General features: G+C 41.8%; 11 protein-coding genes. 5 read left to right on the top strand and 6 right to left on the bottom strand.

What is annotated here, in order from left to right; translation table 11 throughout:
- Nucleotides 1-12: 12 nt before the first annotated feature.
- The gene (gene hemB, locus JJU34_RS20770) at nt 13-996 is read left to right on the top strand and encodes a porphobilinogen synthase (RefSeq protein ID WP_228694354.1); all 984 of its coding nucleotides are present in this window, start codon (nt 13-15) and stop codon (nt 994-996) included.
- A gap of 80 nt (nt 997-1,076) precedes the next feature.
- Here the strand turns inward: hemB and JJU34_RS20765 are convergent, their stop codons facing one another.
- The 3 genes from JJU34_RS20765 to dnaK form a co-directional block, all read right to left on the bottom strand.
- Entirely contained in the window at nt 1,077-1,814 is a 738-nt protein-coding gene (locus JJU34_RS20765; RefSeq protein WP_228694353.1) for a DUF6733 family protein, read from the bottom strand.
- A gap of 417 nt (nt 1,815-2,231) precedes the next feature.
- A complete protein-coding gene (locus JJU34_RS20760; protein ID WP_228694509.1) occupies nt 2,232-2,606 on the bottom strand; it encodes a co-chaperone GroES family protein in 375 nt (124 codons plus the stop codon).
- Between the two features lie 132 nt (nt 2,607-2,738).
- Entirely contained in the window at nt 2,739-4,658 is a 1,920-nt protein-coding gene (dnaK, locus tag JJU34_RS20755) for a molecular chaperone DnaK (RefSeq protein ID WP_228694352.1), read from the bottom strand.
- Nucleotides 4,659-4,906: 248 nt separating this feature from the next.
- On the opposite strand from dnaK, the gene JJU34_RS20750 reads away from it, so the two are divergent.
- The 4 genes from JJU34_RS20750 (at nt 4,907) to JJU34_RS20735 (ending at nt 17,759) form a co-directional block, all read left to right on the top strand.
- Entirely contained in the window at nt 4,907-5,398 is a 492-nt protein-coding gene (locus JJU34_RS20750) for a hypothetical protein (RefSeq protein WP_228694351.1), read from the top strand.
- Between the two features lie 402 nt (nt 5,399-5,800).
- Nucleotides 5,801-10,375 (top strand): malectin domain-containing carbohydrate-binding protein, encoded by a 4,575-nt coding sequence (locus JJU34_RS20745; protein ID WP_228694350.1) that lies wholly within the window; start codon nt 5,801-5,803, stop codon nt 10,373-10,375.
- Between the two features lie 108 nt (nt 10,376-10,483).
- Complete coding sequence (locus JJU34_RS20740; RefSeq protein WP_228694349.1) at nt 10,484-12,823, top strand: right-handed parallel beta-helix repeat-containing protein; 2,340 nt, start codon at nt 10,484-10,486, stop codon at nt 12,821-12,823.
- A gap of 466 nt (nt 12,824-13,289) precedes the next feature.
- Nucleotides 13,290-17,759, top strand: coding sequence for a malectin domain-containing carbohydrate-binding protein (locus JJU34_RS20735; protein WP_228694348.1), 4,470 nt, complete (start codon nt 13,290-13,292; stop codon nt 17,757-17,759).
- A 169-nt stretch (nt 17,760-17,928) separates the two neighbouring features.
- Here JJU34_RS20735 and JJU34_RS20730 read toward each other — a convergent pair whose 3' ends face one another.
- The 3 genes from JJU34_RS20730 to JJU34_RS20720 form a co-directional block, all read right to left on the bottom strand.
- The gene (locus tag JJU34_RS20730) at nt 17,929-18,873 is read right to left on the bottom strand and encodes a hypothetical protein (RefSeq protein WP_228694347.1); all 945 of its coding nucleotides are present in this window, start codon (nt 18,871-18,873) and stop codon (nt 17,929-17,931) included.
- Between the two features lie 67 nt (nt 18,874-18,940).
- Complete coding sequence (locus tag JJU34_RS20725) at nt 18,941-20,002, bottom strand: glycosyltransferase (protein WP_228694345.1); 1,062 nt, start codon at nt 20,000-20,002, stop codon at nt 18,941-18,943.
- 82 nt (nt 20,003-20,084) lie between these two features.
- Nucleotides 20,085-20,948, bottom strand: a complete 864-nt coding sequence (locus tag JJU34_RS20720) for a hypothetical protein (protein WP_228694344.1) — start codon at nt 20,946-20,948, stop codon at nt 20,085-20,087.
- Nucleotides 20,949-20,950: the final 2 nt, after the last annotated feature.

Here is a 20,950-nt window from a genome sequence, read left to right as displayed (position 1 = left end):
AATCCAACGTGTATGAATATGCTCCGAAGACCGCGCAGGAACCGTAAGTCAGAAGTAATCCGAAACATGGTCGAAGAGACCCGAATATCGGTGAAAGACTTTATCCTACCGCTCTTTCTACTCGATGGGAAAAACCAAAAAATAGAGGTAGCTTCCATGCCGGGGATCTATCGATACTCTTCAGATCTGCTACTAAAAGAAATCGAAAGCTGTATGAACCTTGGAATCATGGCATTTGATATTTTCCCGGCATATCCAGAGTCCAAAAAAGACAAAACCGCCACTGAAAGCTATAACCCGGACACTTTTTACCTGAAAGCCATTTCCTCAGTCAAAAATCACTTCCCCGAGGCTTGTGTGATGACCGATGTCGCCATGGATCCTTATAGCTCCGACGGCCACGATGGACTGGTGATCGATGGAAAGATCGTAAACGACGACACCCTGGAAATACTCGGAAAGATGGCCCTGGCACAGGCCGAAGCTGGGGCAGATATATTGGGGCCATCAGACATGATGGACGGAAGGGTTGGGTATATCCGAAACGTACTGGATCAAAATGGATTTCAGGATGTTTCTATTATGTCCTACACAGCCAAATACGCCAGTGCATTCTATAATCCGTTTAGGGATGCCTTGGACTCAGCCCCAAAAGCGGGAGATAAAAAAACCTATCAGATGGACCCTGCGAATATATCGGAGGCGTTGATAGAGGCGGAATTGGATGTTACCGAAGGGGCTGATTTTTTAATGGTGAAGCCCGCATTAGCCTATTTGGATATCATCAGGCTACTCAAAGACAACTTTAACATTCCCATAGCCGCTTATAATGTCAGTGGCGAATATGCGATGATAAAAGCATCGGCTGCGAATGGCTGGCTGGATGGGGAACGGGCAATGCTGGAAAGCCTCCTCAGTATCAAACGGGCAGGCGCGAATATCATACTGAGTTATTTTGCCAAAGAATTTGCACAGCTACAAAAACAACGAAATTAACCAAACGTAGACTCTCTAACAATAAAAAACGCCAGACATCCAATGCCTGGCGTTTTTTAATGCTATTTAAATCGAAAATCTTAGAAGCTGAAACCTGTAGTCAGCTTGAAGAACGAGTCATTTCCTTCTACCAAATCACCCCCCGCTGCTAACCTAGCAAATGCTTTTCCAGAAGGAGCAGAAAACTGAACGTAGGGGCCTATCCACTGATAAACCGATGAAGAACTAGCAACATTAGACCCTCCAGTGTTGGAAAGTTGCTCCCAGTGTGCACCAATTGAGAAGAAGTCGCTGGCTTTTACGCCAAAGTTTGCCCAATAGTGCAGGTAAGAAAGAGTAGTCCCATTAGCTGGAGCCAAATCTCGCAGAGGTGCATAGTATCCAAGGTAAAACTCACCTTCCACGGATGACTTATCCAATCCAATAGTCAGGTTAGGAACAATACCATCGCCGAAAACTGCAGCGCCATCAGTTCCAGAAGATAACAGATTACCTCCCAATACACCAATTTGTGGATTTACATCTAAACCCTCTGCCACGGTGAAGTTCATACCCACACCGAATTCGGTCCAGTTACCCCAGCCTCCGCCAGTACCACCAGACCAGAGAATACCATAAAAGGTAAAAGCGGAAGACTCTGAAACCTCGTAGGACCCAGCGAAGAAGGGATAAAATCCAAAGAACTGGTCAGAGTTTAATGTCACGTCAAAACTAAATTTGTCATCTGACTGCGAGAATGCGGGAGATGCAGCAAGACACAATAACATGGTAAAGGCTACTAATACCTTTGAGAAAGCTGGAATGTCGATTTTTTTCATCTTCTTGATTGATTAAGGTTGTTTTTAGAACTTAAATTAAAACAGAATATTATTCGTATTCAACTAGGTATTCTTTATGAGTTCAATATTAACCGTTAATTGCGAATTACGCAAATTTTCAAACAAATTTAGTTTATTTTTTTACCATACCCTTCACTTTTATGCCTCATTAATAATTTTATGGTTACTTTATTAATCCATATAAAAACAACTAAATTTTAATTAATCACTATTTAAGGCGCTTTCATTGGTATTATTTTAGATGTTTATTTTGTATTATACTTATTTTAACGAATTTTACAAATATATTAGCTTATCAAAAAATCAACGCTCCTTTTAGCCAGAAACAAAAAAACCATCCAGACTTAGAAATCGCCTGGATGGTTTAACTAGGATTGAATGTCTGATTTGCTTACCCTAAAGGTCTTCTTCTCTTTCAAGCATTAAAATGGCATTTTGAGGCACAATGAAATACTTCTCGCCTTCATAGACAACCTCATAAGCTCCGTTCAGAAGAAAAACGGCTAGATCACCCTCCTTCGCCTGCAGCGGAATATACTTTACTCCTTCACCTTGGTCTTTCCAAGGCTCATCGTCTTCAACCGGAAGTGGAATCGGATAGCCCGGACCCGCTTTTATGATATACCCTTGCTGGATTTTTTCCTTTTCCTGCACACCCGGAGGGAGATAAAGCCCACTGGAAGTCTTTTGATCGGGCTTCTTCAGCTTTATCAACAATCTATCACCCACGATAATCAGTTTTCTTAACTTGTTGTCTGAGGTTAACTCCATGATGGTCTCTTTTTCTGATACAGTTTCGTTTGCATGATTGATCAAGTCCGCCTGATAAGCAGCGGGGTTTATACAAATAACGGCATTCCAAATCATGGAACGCCGTTAATTTCAAAACCGAATGAAGGTAATTTACTTCTTATCTTCTTCGTTTACCTCTTCGTAGTCTACGTCCGATACGCCGTCGCCCCCAGCGTTGCCAGGTCCTCCCTGCGATCCCTCAGCCTCTGCTCCAGGTGCGCCTTGGGTAGCATTGTAGATCTCTTGGGAGGCTGCCGCCCAGGCAGCATTAAGCGCCTCAATTCCAGCATCGATTCCGGTTAAATCCTGAGATTGGTGAGCCGCTTTCAATTTCTCTAGCGCTGAATTTATAGCGGATTTGTTTCCCTCAGACAATTTTTCACCATATTCCTTCAGTTGCTTTTCCGTTTGGAAAATCTGGGAATCAGCTTGGTTCACCTTGTCAATGCGTTCCTTTTCGGCCTTATCAGACGCTGCATTGGCTTCGGCCTCCTTCTTCATCCGTTCAATCTCGTCCTGAGAAAGCCCTGACGAAGCCTCAATTTTAATTTTTTGCTCTTTACCGGTTCCTTTATCTTTTGCAGAGACACTCAAAATCCCGTTTGCATCGATATCGAAGGTCACCTCTATTTGAGGCACGCCTCTGGGTGCTGGCGGAATATCGGTCAACTGGAACCTTCCAATGCTCCTGTTATCCTTCGCGAGCGGTCGCTCACCCTGCAACACATGTATATCTACTGCGGGCTGATTGTCAGCTGCAGTGGAGAAAACTTCCGACTTTTTGGTTGGAATAGTTGTATTTGCCTCTATCAGCTTGGTAGATACACCTCCCATAGTCTCAATACCCAAAGAAAGTGGAGTAACATCCAGTAAGAGTACGTCTTTCACCTCACCGGTTAAGACACCGCCTTGAATGGCCGCCCCAATGGCTACTACTTCATCCGGGTTAACTCCTTTAGAAGGCTTCTTGCCAAAGAACTTTTCAACTTCCTCCTGAATCTTTGGAATACGGGTAGACCCACCTACCAATATCACTTCATCGATATCTGATGGAGAAAGACCGGCATCATTCATTGCTTTCTTAACTGGCTCGAGAGACCTTCTAATCAGGTTCTCGGAAAGCTGCTCAAATTTTGAACGGGTCAGGTTACGGACCAAATGCTTGGGACCAGACTGGGTCGCGGTGATGTAAGGAAGATTAATTTCTGTACTGGATGAACTGGATAATTCGATCTTAGCCTTCTCCGCAGCTTCCTTTAATCGCTGAAGAGCCATGGGGTCTTTACGTAAATCCATATCCTCCTCCGCTCTAAACTCATCGGCAAGCCAATTGATGATCACTTGGTCGAAATCATCTCCACCAAGATGCACGTCCCCATTGGTAGATTTCACTTCAAATACCCCATCGCCCAATTCAAGTATAGAAATATCGAAAGTACCACCACCCAAGTCGTAGACGGCAATCTTCATATCCTGGTTTTTCTTGTCAAGCCCGTATGCCAATGCCGCAGCGGTAGGCTCATTGATGATGCGCTTCACTTCCAGTCCTGCTATTTGTCCGGCCTCTTTTGTAGCCTGACGCTCTGCATCGTTAAAGTAGGCGGGAACTGTAATGACCGCTTCCGTGATTCCCTGACCAAGAAAATCCTCTGCTGTTGACTTCATTTTTTGAAGGATCATTGCGGAAATCTCCTGGGGGGTATAGTTTCGGTCTCCTATTTTTACGACGACAGTATCATTGGATCCTTTGTCTATTGCATACGAAATGTGCTTCTTCTCCTCAGATATTTCCGAAAACTTTTTTCCCATGAATCGCTTCACAGATGATACGGTGTTTTGCGGGTTGGTTATTGCCTGGCGCTTGGCCGGATCACCCACTTTTCGCTCTCCATTACCGTTGTCCAAAAAAGCAACTATAGAAGGCGTGGTTCTCCGTCCTTCGCTGTTTTGAATTACTACGGGTTCACTCCCTTCCATTACGGCCACGCATGAATTGGTCGTACCCAAATCAATACCAATAATTTTTCCCATGATGTATGTTTTTGATTTTTATGATTTCGATTGTTATGAAAACCATACTATCAACCCGTGTGCCAAGCGGCGCCCTCTGGGAAATCATGTCAAATTGACATGGGAAACATGAGACTTACTCACTAATTGGCAGAAAAAATTTCATTTCTGGCATGATTTTCCCTGTTGGTCAGTTTTGTCGAAAACTACCACGCGACAAAGAAATATAACCTAAATAGAACAAACACACCACCAAACCCTACTGACCAATGAAGTCAAAAATCATCTATTCTCTCCTGGAGGATTCGCCGTTTTTATTGCGGTACGCATGGATTCAATTCCATCATTTATATGTCTTCTACGTAAGACTAAGGGATCCGGTTTACAAACCACATATTTTTTTGACACAATCTGGTCTAGCCACCCTCTCAGATCAATGTGTCTCAAACCGGAATCTGGAACACCCAACAAATACCATCCCAATTAATCCTATCCGTTGGCTATTGAGAAAGGTAGCATTCTTGAGGGGCCCCAAGAAGAGTTTAGGTAGTGTTAAGCTAATCCTTAATGGGGTAAATCTCTGGATAAAAGTCAATACAAAACACCTCTATCATCACATTAATGACACCGTTCTTCCACACCCTAGGTTTCAGGAGAATGGCAATGACGTTTACAGTGGGCTAGACCTGGGTATAGAACAGATTGAATTCAATAGCTACAGCAAAAGTATTGATTTGTTCGAAAAGGATTGGGTGTCCTAAGGGGCGAAACCGACCGATTTAAACCTGAATACCGCACCGGTTTTTGCAGCACTTTAGACATCAATTGCTACGGTTCGTAAACCCACCAGTAAATTGACAAACAAAGTATTATATTAATATTTTAAGTATTGGTTTATCAAATACTTTTTTATTAATATTACAAACTGTAAACTAGATGCGAAATTCATTTGATCGTTTAGGTTCTTGCGAGTAGTTAAACAGTTTAGCTGAAAACTATCGCCCAAAAAGAGCATAGCTAATCACCCAATAGTTAGCTCTCCCACAAGTTGAAAACGTTACGTTCGACCCGCTTTGGTTTGGACTAACAAAGCTATTATGTCCAAAAAACAGACATAGGACCAACCATTACACAGAAATTACACCTTTAAAAACCTAAGTTAAATGAAAACAAATTTAACCTACCTGGTGCTCATCGTATTACTATTGGGCCTAACCACCAATGCCACCCAAGCTGTAAACTATTATTTTTCATCGTCCTCTGGAAATGACTCGCGTACAGCCGCAGAAGCCCAGAACCCAAATACCCCCTGGCGTTCTATAGACAAATTAAATGCCATTTTCTCCAGTCTTAGACCTGGAGATGCTATTTATTTTAGGAGAGGCGATGTATTTTTCGGTACAATTCATATCGATGCGTCTGGCTCAAGAACCAACCCAATTACAATTGGCGCGTATGGCTCAGGCTCTAAACCTATCATTACTGGCTTGGCGCAGGTAACAGGTTGGAGAAGTATTGGAAATGGAATATTTGAAAGCAGCAATACGTTTTCTCCATCTGAGGTTAGTGTGGTCATTATGGATGATGATCTAATGGAAATGGGCAGGTACCCCAATAAAAATGCTGCAAATGGCGGCTACTTAAATATAACTGGAGTGAGCGGTAATAACTCAGTATCCAGCAGTCAACTTAGCTCAAGCCCGAGTTTTAATGGAGGCGAAGCAGTGATCAGAAAAGTGCAATGGATCGTTGATCGACACCGGATCACATCCCACAGCGGAGGCTCTATTAATTATTCAGGATCCAGTTCATATTCCCCAAGCGTAAATTGGGGTTTCTTTATTCAAGATCACATCAATACGCTGGACCAAGCAGGAGAGTGGTTCTATAACCGCTCTACCAAACGGTTAAATATGTTTTTTGGGTCTTCCAATGCATCCTCTCGAAGTGTGTCTGTTGGCTCTCTAGATCATTTGCTTACAAAAAACTCCTCCGCAAGTTACGTAACCATTGAAAACATCCAGTTTCGGGGCGCAAACAAGGACGCCGTTCACCTCAATGGTGGGTCAGGCATCAAGCTGAAAAACTCCGATGTAGAATTTGCCGGTGAAAATGGACTATTTGTAACCAGTGTTGAGGAACTCGAGATCGATAATTGCAAAATCAATTATTCTCTTAACACTGGGATCTACTTGCGATTCGGGAATCCAGGAGCAAAGGTAACCAATAACATCGTAGAAAACAGTTTTGTCTTTCAAGGCGGCTCGCAAAGTGGCAATAATAACGGAATCGGAATCTTCGCGGGGTCTGATGATGTCCTTATTGAAAACAATCAAGTAATAAATACAGGATACAACGGCATTCATTTTGGCGGAAACCGAACAAAAATTAGAAACAACTTAGTCGATGGGTATTGCCTTCATAAAAATGATGGAGGTGGAATATATTCATTCGGTGGCCAAGATGGTACCGTGTTCAGCGGGAGAGAAGTTGTAGGCAACATCATTTTAAATGGAATGGCATCAAATGCCGGTACACCGAGAGCGCATGAGTTTAACTACAAACCACATGCAAGTGGCGTATTCTTAGATGACAATGTAACAGGAGTGAGTGTTATGAATAACACAATAGCCCATACTAATTATACCGGAATCAAGCTTGCCAATGTCAGAAATATTGTCGTTGACAGAAATACCTTTTATGATACAGAAAGTCACATTTTATTGGGAAACAGTAATAACGGAGGAGACACTAGGAATATCACGATTACAAACAATATTTTCTTCTCAAAGAATGGTGACCAAGCGGCCGTAACAATTCGAACCAACAAAGATGACGTATCGCAACTAGCCAATTTTGACAATAATCGCTACACCAGCCCTCTGGGGCACAACCGCAATTTTGCAGTTACCTATCAATCTGGCAGTACACAGCAGACCGAAATACTTAACCTGGAACGTTGGCAATCCCGATTCAGCAAAGATCAGAATTCCAGGTTTTTTGTTCCAAGCATCCAACCCTTTGAAGTCCTTGGGTTTAAAGGCAATTCACTTTATACCTCGGGTACATTCGAGAGCAATTCAAACGGTGTAAATTGTAGCAATTGCCAAATTTCACGGGTACTTGGAAAGCTGTTGGGCTACGCCTTGCAAATTACTAGTCCAGGCTATTCGGTAGCTAGAGTTTCGGTGAAATCTATCGTTGCAAATAAAGACTATATACTCTCATTCAAAGGGCTTGCCAGTAATCCAGGTTCTCTGCGTATTTTCTTCAGGCATGCCGGATCTCCTTGGCAGCAATTTTCAAATACTTCCGTTGTAAGTTTAGGAACGAGAAGTGGAGAATATAATGTGCATTTAACTTCTCCAATCAGTGTCGAGGATGCAGTTATTATGCTAGTGTCTGACGATGGAAATTGGACCTACTGGCTAGATGATCTTGAGCTACGAGAAGCTGATGTTAGATTAACAACGCCTGAAGAAGTATTCTTGTTTGAACACAACCCAACTAAATCGAAAAAAACGGTCCCACTGAATGGAACCTACGTAGATGCGATGAATAGGTCGTATTCGTCACGAATCGAACTAGAACCCTACACATCGGCGGTATTGGTTAGAATTGATGGTAAGAACGAAACGGAAAACAATACGGCACCAACAGTTCGGTTAACATCTCCCTCCAATAATGAAAGATTTGAAACAGGAACCGGTATTACACTTCGGGCAGAAGCGTCCTCTACAGGAAGCACCATAGAACGTGTAAACTTTTTCAACGGAGATCAGCTCATCGGAAACTCCACCACTGCCCCCTACTCTATCAGGTGGACTGCAACTGCAGGAACCCATAGACTACGTGCAGAGGCTGTTGACAGAAATGGACTCCGCAGCTTTTCGGAAACAGTAAGCATTTCTGCATCATCTCAAATGGATGCGATCGTTGAAAATCCAACGGACAACCCAGGTACATTTGGGGTGAATTTGGGCGGAAATAGCACCGCAGAATACCAAGGTTTCACCTTTTCTCCGATATCACAATCCACTATATCCGCATCAAGCTTTACCAACACCGTCAGAGCAGAGTCTAGCGAAAAAGACATCTACCAATCTGCGGTATTTGCTCCAAATCTGAAATTCGACATCCCAGTTCCAAATGGGTCATATACCGTGGTAACCTATCACCACGAAGTTTATTTCGGAGTATCGGGGCCAGCCGCAGCTGAGGGTCAACGGGTTTTTGACATAGCCATAGAAGGTAAGGTCGTTAAAAAGGACTTTGACATGTTTAAAGAATTCAACAATGTGGAAACACAATTGATCTTCAACAATGTGTTAGTAAATGATGGAATATTGACGGTTGAATTAGCCGCCAGTTCAAACAACGCAATCATCTCTGCGATTAAGGTAATCCCTAATATCCCAGTGTCTGAAAAGCTTGAGGGTCAGTTTTCGCTCTTTATAAATGCTGGAGGGGCAAGGGATGTGGCGCATGAAGGCAATACGTTCATCAGCGATTCTAATCCACCCTATTTTTCCTCTTCATTCACAAATGAGAACCGCATATCAAGTTCTTTCCCAATGTTTCAAACCCACCGTTTTGCGCCGGATTTGAGTTATTCCATTCCAGTACCAAATGGAACCTATCGAGTAATTACGTATCACAAAGAGAATTATTTCGGATCAAACGATATTCCTGCACGAGAAGGACAACGGGTTTTCGACATTTTGATTGAAGGGAGAGTTGTTAAAAGTAACCTGGATATGTTCTTGGAGACATCAAACCGCGAGACGACCTTGGTGTTTGATAATATCACAGTGAATGACGGAAAGTTAGACTTGAGGTTATCTGCTTCCACGAATAACGCGATTATTTCCGGAATAGCGATCGTTTCAATGGGCACTACCAGCTCTAAAGAATTTGGAGGGGCATCATTCTTCTTAAATACAGGAAGTAGAGAATCCGCATCCTACAGTGGCTACAATTTTAGTTCGGATTACGATACGCCCTTTTTCTTTGGTAGCACTAACGTAAGCTCCTTTACGGGAGCTAGCAACGAGACGCTCTTCCAATCCCACAGATTTGGAGCAAACATGAGCTATAAAATACCTGTTCCAAACGGCAGCTACACGGTGATTACATTCCACAATGAAACCTACTTTGGAAAACAAGTTGATGTCACCGGGCCAAGGCGACGGGTATTTGACATCTTTATAGAGGGAGAAGTCAGGAAAAGCAACTTAGACTTGTTTGTAGAATCCGGAAATAGGCCGATATCACTAACCTTTCAAAATATATGGGTCAGTGACGGGTTATTGGAAATCGATTTAGCTGCATCTGTAAACAACGCTTCCATTTCCGGCATTGCTGTAATCCCTCAAGGCAACACCAATGCAATGGGAACAAGCAATCTCAGACAAGTGTCTGAACAGGTGATTGAAGAACCAATTCTGGAAATATTAGATGAAGAAATAAGTCGATATACGGCAAAGGAAATTAAAGTCTACCCGAATCCAGCAACTAATTTTGTCTATTTGGAATTCCCAAGTGACCATTCACAATTTAGCATTCAATTGACCAACACAAATGGGCAGGTGATTCAATCATATCCCTCCCACAGTGTCCTGTATAACACAGGGAAATACGAAATCCCAGTTGGCCAACTGAATAAAGGAATGTATATTCTCTCAGTACATACCAATAACGAGGTCTTACTCAGACATAAGATATTGGTAAATCCTTAGCGATCCTTACTTCATATATAAGCCTGCGTCAAAAAACGCAGGCTTTTTTTATTCAAAAATTAAATCGGTATTTTTAAGCTTGTTCAAGGTCGTCATATCCTTTACGTAATGAAGAAACTTTTCTCCACAAGTATACTTTTACTTATTGGGTCAATTGTGTTCAATTGCCCAACAAGTAAGGCTACCAATTACTTTTTTTCAGATTCATCAGGAGATGATCAACGGTCAGCATCGGAGGCATCCAACCCTGCGACACCGTGGAAAAGCATTGAGAAATTCAACGACATTTCGGACAAACTACAACCTGGGGATTCTATCTTCTTCCAGTGTGGCGACACGTTTTTTGGCCAACTTACCCTAAAAAGCTCCGGCACCCTTAGGTCCCCAATAGTGATTTCATCCTATGGACAGGGAAATCCCCCAATTATTTCAGGCTGGTTATCCCTTCCAACCTACAGCGATCTTTCCTCTGGAATCGCTAAATTTAACCTATCTGATTACCTCCCAGAAATATCCAACCGGATTGTGCTGCTTTCATATGGAGGAGAAATTAAAGAAATGGGTAGATTTCCCAACCAAGGATATTTGAAATACCGTACTGCAGACGAGGGCAACCATATCCTTCACCAGGAAGGTGAAAAATTAAATCCGTTTATTAACGGAGAGATCGTCTTGCGAATGAACGAATGGATTCTCGACAAAGGCAAGATTACCTCTATAAATAGCCAAAGAATTCATTTTGAGAAGGAAACCTCTTACAATCCATCGGACAATTATGGCTTTTTCATCCAAAACCATCTCGAAACCTTAGATCTACCGGGGGAATGGTACCATGATATGAACCAACAAATCCTGTCTGTGTTTGTTGGCAAACTAAACAAAAACCCACTACCTGTTCAAATTAGTATTCTGGATCATCTGCTGATAAATTCAAAGAGAATTTCCCATGTTGAGGTACAGAATGTGAGCTTTTCAGGGTCCACAAAATCCACTGTTTACTTAGATGGAGGAAGCAACGTTACGATCAAAAACTGTTTGGTTTCTGGATCGGGAGAGGATGGAATCAGAATACTAAATCTTTCAAACTCGAAAATACTGGATAGCCATATTTCAAACTCATTCAACAATGGGATATTTCTGCGGTATGGGACCCCAAATTCCCTTATCTCTAATAATACGGTATCAGACGTCAACATTTTCGCTGGAATGGGAAACAGCGGAGATCAATCTGGAATAGGTATATACCTTCGCTCCGACAACTGTAAAATCTCAAACAATACACTTACTAACATTGGCTACACGGGAATTTTCTTTGGAGGCAACCGTACCATCGTAGAAAAAAATCTCATTGACGGTTTTTGTATCACCAAAAACGATGGAGGTGGAATCTACACCTATGAAGGAAAACGAAATCAACCATTCGTGAACCGTATAGTACGGGACAACACTATCTTAAATGGAACAGGAACCCGACAAGGTAATCGATTTGAGCATTCGGTAGAATGGCCACAAGCCGAGGGGATTTATATTGATGACAATGCATCAGGGATCGAAATAAGTGGTAACCACATTGGTCAAATGAGCAGAAACGGGATCAATATTCACAATGCACGCCAGATTAAACTATACGATAATACGGTTTTCGACTGCCTCAATCTATTGTCATTTTCAGATGACAGCTTAGGAGATCCAATCTCGGAAATTTCCGTCTTCAACAATCTTTTGATCACAACAAACGAATTACAAAAATCAATCAGAGTAGCTGTTGGTAAAGAAGATTTCAGTGGCCAAATCGCTTTTAAAGGAAACCGCCACGTTCATCCATCCTTCTGTGAATTCCCCTTTAGATTAGAGGATCGCCATATTGACCGAAATGAATGGATGGTTCATGAGGTTGAACCTCAAATTGAAGTTCTGACCGGTCCACCAACTATCGAGCGGCATTCTCCTAATGCGTCTGTCAATCTGCTGTCACTCCCGGCCGGAAAAATCAACCCCATCAATAACAGTACAGATGTGAAATATGATCAAAAATCGCTGTCTGTTGTGGGCAATTCATCCACGCTTGGGGTTAGAATTGAGACAGGCCCCTTATTGAGTTCTTCACATTACAAGCTAACCATTGACCTAGAAAGCAATGATAGCATACTCATTCAACTATACCTGCGAAATGTCGGTAACCCATGGGCGACGCTTTCCGAGACACACACCTTTAAACTTCAAGCTGGAAGCAACCAAAAAAACCTATCTTTTTCAAACATTATACCCCAACCAAATGCAGTTCTGATGGTAAAGGTTGAATCCAGTTCCCCTACCTTTAAAGTTAGTAAACTCTTATGGGAGCAGTATCCTGGGAAAGCAATGCAACTGCCTACGAAAATATCACAGGATCCTGCGGGCAGACTTCGTGAAATTCAGATCGGAGACATTCAATTCACCCTTGATTGAAAGGCTGTATTATTTTTAGCAGCCAACCAGAAAAAATTTGTCCCACTTTACTTCTACTGTACCTTTTTATTTCGCCTTCACCTGAAGGATCGAGACTTGCGACGTTTTGCAAAAAAAATTGAAAAAATTTTTTCAAGCGGAAAATTGGAGGTTCCACAGTTTTAAAGTTGCAAAACGCAAAAAAGATTTTTTGTACTCCAAACGCTCTTCTTCCCCACCGTTGTTTTCGAAAAATACCTGATTGTTGATTTTTGTTTTTTAAAATTTCTTATTGTTTATTATCCAATAAGGCGATGATATTAGAATTTCATATTGCATAATACAAAAGGCAAAAAATTTAATTCCAAATATCAAAATACCGATTTTGAAATATAAAGATCGAAAAACCGCCGACAAAATGAATACCCAAGTAACTGGCGATCAGAAACGAAAAAAACTAAAAGTTTGGAATTTAAACAATAAGGCAATGAAAACGAAAGCGGTAAAACTGATGATGTTGGCTTGGTTGGCATTTTTCTGCCAGTCAGCATTTGCTGTGGACTATTATTTTTCAGATATCTCTGGAGATGATAATCGGACAAGCACTCAAGCACAAAACCCCTCCACTCCTTGGAAAAGTGTCGCAAAACTAAACCAGATATTCCCTAACCTAAAGGGTGGAGACAATATCTTCTTTAAGAGAGGTGAGCGGTTCTATGGTACTATCCACATTACAAACTCAGGTAGTCCTGGCAATCCAATAAAAATTGGAGCATATGGCACAGGCCCAAAACCGATCATCACATCATTTCGAGAGTTGAAAGACTGGAACAACCTCGGCAACTCAATATTTGAAAGCAAGTCCGTGTTGGCGACAGGTGAGGTTAATGTAGTACTAGTGAACGGAAAACGAGTTGAATTAGGTCGGTTTCCAAATGCCAATACCTCAAATGAAGGATACATTACCATTGCCACAACGAATGGATCAAATACGGTATCTGGAACATTTCCCAGTGGATCGTCCAATTGGCAGAATGCTGAGGTCGTGATCAAGAAGGTTCAATGGGTGATTGACACGCATAAAGTGACCAACCATTCCGGTAGCACCATCACCTTTGATAATTCAGGTAGTTCCTATTCTCCGAAAGAGGGGTTTGGCTTCTTTATACAAAATCACCCAAATACCCTAGATCAATTTGGCGAATGGTATTTCAGCCCTTCGACCAAAAAACTCCGCCTATTTTTTGGAAATGTAAACACCTCCTCGGCAAAAGTAGAATATGCCAGCCTACCCTACTTACTAACCAAAAACAGCAGGGTAAACCACATAGTGTTGGAAAACCTTCACCTTTCTGGTGCTAATAAAGACGCCATATACTTTTCCGGAAACGGGGACGACCTCAAGATCAAAGGTGTAGACGTCGAATTTACTGGCGAAAATGGCATGCACATCCTGAGCCACACCAATTTGGAGATTGACGGCAGTAGTGCATCCAGTACCTATAACAACGGTATGTTTTTAAGATTTGGCAATCCTGGGGCGATCATTCGAAATAATTCCGTAAATGACGCTGCGTCCATCCCAGGCAGAAACGCTAACGGTGATGGTAGCGGCGTTGGAATATTCGCGGTGTCTGAAAATATTCTAATCGAGCGAAACAAGGTGACGAATATCGGATACAATGGCATTCAATTCAATGGTACCAGTACCGTGGTAAGACAAAACTTCATCGATACTTTCTGCTTGATTAAAGGCGATGGTGGGGGAGTCTATACCTACGGAGGACACAATAACCCGGATACCCATGGCCGAAAAATAGAGCGAAATATCATCCTAAATGGTATCGGTAGCAAAGGTGGTCTAGCTTACATGACACGAAGTGGTTTTAACCCGCAGGCTGAAGGAATTTTCCTAGATGATAATTCAAACGGCATTGAGATCATTGGAAACACGATTGCCAACGCAAACAGTGGCATCAAAATGTCCAATTCGTACAATGTGCAAGTACGAAACAACACCATATTCAATTCAAATATGCTATTGAATATCGGAAACAGCAATATTGGAAAAGACACAAGAAATATCACAATTGAAGGAAATACATTCTTTTCAAAATATGCTGATCAAAACTCCTACACCTTCCGAAGCTACAAGAACGATATATCCCAAATGGTAGAACTTAGGAACAACACCTTCTTTAGGCCATTCGGAGATGAATTCAGCATCTATACCCGAAACCCTAACAGTTCCGGAACGTTTGTGGAAAACTTTTACAATTTGGATCGTTGGGCCAAAGAAATGGGAAAAGATACCGGTTCCAAAAGTAACACAGTTGATTTTGAAAAATTTGTAGTAAAAGAAAAAACCGGTAACAACCTGTTTCCAAACCAAGGATTTGACAAAAACACCTCCGGAGTAGGACCTAATAGCTCAACTGTAACTTGGTCAAAAGACGGGATCGAAGGTGGAACACTACAGGTGAGGACAGGATCAACCAGTTCAAGTCTGAAGATTGATATTGGACAGGTTTCAAAAGACAAAACCTATCTGGTAAGATTCAAGGCAAAGGGCGAGCGAAAAGCACCCCTTCGGGTATATTTCCGTCATACAGGGTCTCCTTGGGCCAATCTGTCTTCCATGACGACGTTTGAATTGGACACTAGAACGACAGAGTTTCAAACCATTTTGACACCTCAAATTGATCTTGAAAAAACCTCCTTAATGATAGCAACCAGTGAGACCAACCTCACCTACCTTCTAGACGATTTGGAAATAGTCTCTGTAAACGTACATAATATACTACCTGAAGAAAAAATCCTGTTCGAATACAACAACCAAGCGTCAATAAAGACGATCGCTCTAAACGGATCCTTTGTCAATGCCCAAAAAGAACTGTTCACCGGGAAAGTAGACATTCAGCCATTTAGCTCCGTGGCACTATTCAAATTAGGCAATGACCTGCTTGACGAACAAATTGAGGAGATAGAGAATACGGAAGAAACCGAAGAGGTTGTAGAAGAAGTTGAGGAGAACGTTGAAACGGTTGACGGTGGAGACGAACCACAAAAAGAAGCTCCTTCAAATACCCCTATCGAAACAGGAGACTCCAACGTCACCCGACTGTTCATGAATCTAGGAAGCTCAGAAGCGGTGGATTTTGCTGGCAACAATTTCGAGGGCGAAAACCTGAATTGTTTTGTGTCAACTAGCAGTATCAGCAACAATGTGCAGGCGAGCAACGAACCATTGTTCCAAAATGGACGATTTGGCTCCACCATGGTATTGACTATTCCTGTGTCCAACGGAACATACACTGTTAAAACCTATCATCACGAGACCTACTTTGGAATGAACGGGCGCCCTGGTGGATCAAATAGAAGAGTATTTGACATCGCTTTACAGGGGACTACCGTTAAAAAGGACTTTGACCTATTCCTTGAAAATGCAAATCAGGAAACAGTTCTCACATTCCATCAGGTGAACGTAACGAACAATGTGCTTAATATCACATTAACCGCTTCAGTCAACAATGCGATCATCTCAGGGATTTCAATAACTGAATACGATGAATCGTCACTTGCAGATAAACCTGTTGAAGATAAAACAACACCTGCTCCTTCACCTGAGCAAAACATACCTGCAATTGCTGTAAACACATTCCGTAATGCGGAAATTTCTTACCAAGGAGTCGGGTTTGGCGCACAAAGCAACTACCTAAAAACCAGCAGTACAGGGATCTCCACAAATCTTGCTGCTAGCAAAGAGCCGCTTTTTCAGGCAGGACGATTCGCTACACACCTCGCTTACGAAATCCCAGTTACCAATGGCAAATATCAAGTGAAAACCTATCATCACGAAACCTATTTTGGTAAAACTGGCCCTACTGCAAGAAGCGGTCAAAGAGTGTTTGACATCCTGGTGGAAGGACAGGTAGTGAAGAGAAACCTAGACATGTTCGTAGAGTTTGCTAACAAAGAAATAGAGCTTGATCTTGGTATAGTAGAAATAAAGGATAACATATTAAACCTGGATTTGCGTGCAACAGCAAACAATGCGATAATATCTGGCTTCATGCTAGTCCCAATCACGGAAACAACAGAAAAGACTAGCACTGAAACGATTGTTAAAACCAGCACCGAGACCCAACCTATCGGAATCTATTTTAGCACAGGCAGCCAAGGAAACGTATCTTACCAGAATGCATCGTTTAGCCGAATTCCTGCTGACTATCTTAAAACCAGCGGAACCAACATCAGCAACAACTCAACTGCAAGCACTGAACCCCTGTTCATAAGCGGTAGGTTTGCTCCGCGTCTAAACTACGCAATTCCTGTTCCAAATGGTATCTATACGGTAGAGACCTACCACAAAGAAACCTATTTTGGTCTCAATGGAAGAGATGAAAGGGCCGGTCAACGAGTATTTGATATTTTGGTAGAAGGTGTAAAAGTGAAATCGAACCTCGACATGTTTGCTGAGTTCAGAAACAAAGAAGTAAAACTGACCTTTAAAAACATCTCCGTGACAGATGGCACTCTCAATTTAGACTTTATCGCCAGTGTAAACAATGCGATAGTGGCAGGAATCGGAATCGTGGATGAAACAGGCAGGGTCCTTTTTGCTGGAAACAATATGAGGGGCTACCGCGAAATGGAACAAGCCCAGACAGAGGATGTGGTTCAGGTCCTTGAGTCCAAGACAAGTGCATTGTTGTATCCAAATCCAGCCAATGAATATACCAACCTAGTCGTTGACTCAGATAGCGAACTTCAATTCATCCTGATTCACAACATGGCTGGTCAGCTTGTCAAAGCAATTCATCCCGCTGATTTCGTGATGGGTTCCAATAGAACAATCACAATATCCACTGCTGACTTGAAAAATGGCACCTATCTGTTGAGTGTTTCGAATAAGAAAGGCGAAGCACAGCGATTGAGGTTTATTGTCCAACATTAGCCTTAAAGTTTGGCAGATGAGCTTGCTAACCCTTGGCAGGAAAGGCTCATATCCAAAACACTATTTAAACAAAGAAATCAGGCTGCCGTTGGCAGCCTGATTTCTTTTGTTAAAATGGAAAACCAGTTGGTTATACCACAGAATATGGCTCTAGCAGTCGCATACTCGGTTACTTTACGACACTATCGCCCAATTTCAACAAATTGCTCAACATGTAAGAAGCCGTGGCCTTTTCCGAACATTTAGATTCCCACCATGCCATTGTTTCATCTTGTAAGCGCTGGAGCCGTTCCTCATCGCCCAGCAGTTCGTTTGCAATTCTTAGCCCCTCTCTCCAATTAGTGATCTGAATGATCGGAGATTCCTTGTAAAAAAATATATTGGGAAGCTTTTCCGAAATGATTACGCAACCAGCCCGCATAGCCTCGTAAATCCGAAAACACTCCGTACTACTAAAGCCCTTTGGTGATAACACAATTTTACTATCGGATAAAATCTTACCGTAACACTCAAGAGAATACCCACTTTTGAAACTTTCGTTGAAAATCAAAATGGAATTCGGCACACTTAGACTAAAATCCCGTCTTAGCCACAGCAACAGTCGCTTGTAAATCTTATGACTCAAGAGCCTTTTGGAAGGGAAAACCCGAAACCACGCTGAAAGGCTCCTATAAAAATCAATTCTATTAGTATTCAAATTTCCTCTAAAAAACACACTGATGCTTCTTTCAACTACAGGTAAGGATTTAAAAACAGGAACTTCATTTACGTATCCCAGTGGAAATGGAAATACATTTTTAGAAAAATCACCCTCGCCAATATAGGCCTTGAATATTGCATGGTAGTGTTCTGAATACCTACTCGGATCAGCCCCAGTTTCATCCGACACAAAAATTAATATCTTCTTTTTTGGGGTAATAAAGTGTAAACTACTCGGAATCCTACCCTTATTGTGGTCCGAAAATACAAAAAACACATAATCATGAAAACCACTACCCAGTAGCTCATGAAGTTCAAACAATACTTTATTTAAAAATCTAGCTTCATTCAGCCGATCCCATGAATAAAGAGAGTTACTATCATAAATGATGTTCTCAAATTCATTCAAATCCATAATTCCTGATTACAATATTTTCATGAAAACAAATATCAAAAATAAAATTTGGAAAAATTCAGTTTGATCATTTCTTATTTTTCTGACTTAAAAGCACTTCTTCTAACTTTTCCGCGTAAATATCCGAATTCATTTTTGTCTCAAGTACGACTTTGGTACGGCTCTGCATAGTCTTTAATCTATCCCAGTCTTCGATCAGTCCATTTAGGGTATTTCTCCACCCCTCTACGTCTTGCTTTTCCACTTGAACACCAAACCCCTCTTCCTCTACATCCATATTCAGGTAGGGGTTTTTTGTTATAACAACAGGCTTATGAAATGCCAATACGTCTTGAATCCCTGTCATTCCTTGGCAACCCTCCTTTTTCATAGGATACAAAAAGGGTATGAGAATCAATCGTGCATGCAAATAATGGTCCGAAAGTTGAAAATAGGGGATAACCTCCGAGTGAATTTCTACGTTTGGAGGCAGATTATCTATTTTCGGAAGAGATTTCTTGCTACAAAAGATCTTCAACTTAAAATCAATATACCTGAAAGCCTCAATAATTGTCTCATAGTCTCGATCGGTATTGCCAGCACTAATCACATAATCACAAGACTCTAGGGGAATGTCGATTTTAAACTTCTTATAAAAACGGCGATCCGGGCCCCAATGGGCCGTGGAGAAACGGGATTTTTCAATTTTTGGAGGGATATTTAACCGACCTACCGTATCACGCATCAATGGCTCGCTCAAAAAAATCACGGACTCAAACTGCATCAAAATTACCTTCGAAATCCAGCGCATCCAACGGCTCTCTGATCTAGCAAACAAAAAGGGTTGATGAACCGCTATTACAATCGGCTTTCTGAAAAGACCGAAAATTTTGAGTACCGCAAGAAGCTTGGTATTCGCCATAGAATAGGGCGCATATAGCACATCAAACTCACTAAGGCTCCCCAGAATCCTAATTTGCTGGTCCAGGTGTGAGATGCCAAACAATTTTCCGATCTTGTTTAGAAACCTGTATTTTTCGTGCGGAAACAAAATCATCTCTACCGTTCCGCGTTCGTCGAGCTCTACTTTGCCCCAAACGTGATGACTTCCACTAGTCCCTTCTTTCCACAAACGAAAGGCGTTTTCCATTGAATAATTGTTGACCAAAAAAACCCTCATACTCCTATAAAATGACGTACGCTCAAAATACAAATTCCTAATTCACCATCAACTAAATTCTTCTGGCACTAAAAGAATCAATTAACCCCTTTGATTGTTTGATATTTGCACGTGAGGACGCTCCAAATAGGATTGAATCGACGCCAGACAAAGAACAGACATATTGAAAAGCTTCCTTAGGAGGGATTGCCCCAGCTGCAAGTACCTGCATGGCCACTAATTTGCACCTCTTTTGGGCTATTACCTTCTCATACAGCTCTTTGCCACCAGACATCCTAAATCCTATCTGATTGATGGAAGCACATATCGTAGGATTTCTAATACCTGCCTGCTCCAATGTATCGAGTAATAAGGGAAGGTTCATCGTAATAAAGCCGGGCTCCGCACCGTGCTTCTCTTTTACATGATCATAAAACGCAACCAGAAAATCGACCATGCCAAGCCCGAGAAGTAGGTCGGTAATGACATTCTGCATCCAAATTACCGGAGTATTGATACCTTTGAACATTTTGAGCTCCGCATCTATCATGAGTTTGGCAAGACTGGCAAAATCCTTCTTCATGAAAGCAACACCTCCCTTAGCAAACGTGCTGAACACATTGCCTGGCACAAACTGCTTAACCGTTCCCAATATCCCTAATTCTGTGACAGCGTTTGCATATTTGTGGGCATAAGGCATACAAGGATAAATCTTAAAGTCCTGGTATTTAGGATTATCCCGCACTACATTGCATATATACTCAATTCTATCATGGGTAGTACACATAAAGGTGTTTATGCCTTCATCAATAGCAATGTCCAACACATCCATGATCGCTCGGTTATCCTGAAAACGGATGGTCTGGGCTCGGGCTTTTTCATCAGAAGCATGATTTACACCAAAAAACTGGTTATCACCAAATAATACTCTGTCCATAA

This window comes from Lunatimonas sp., from assembly GCF_020832325.1.
Classification (GTDB): Bacteria; Bacteroidota; Bacteroidia; order Cytophagales; family Cyclobacteriaceae; genus Lunatimonas.
This window is presented reverse-complemented; position numbering and strand designations above follow the sequence as displayed.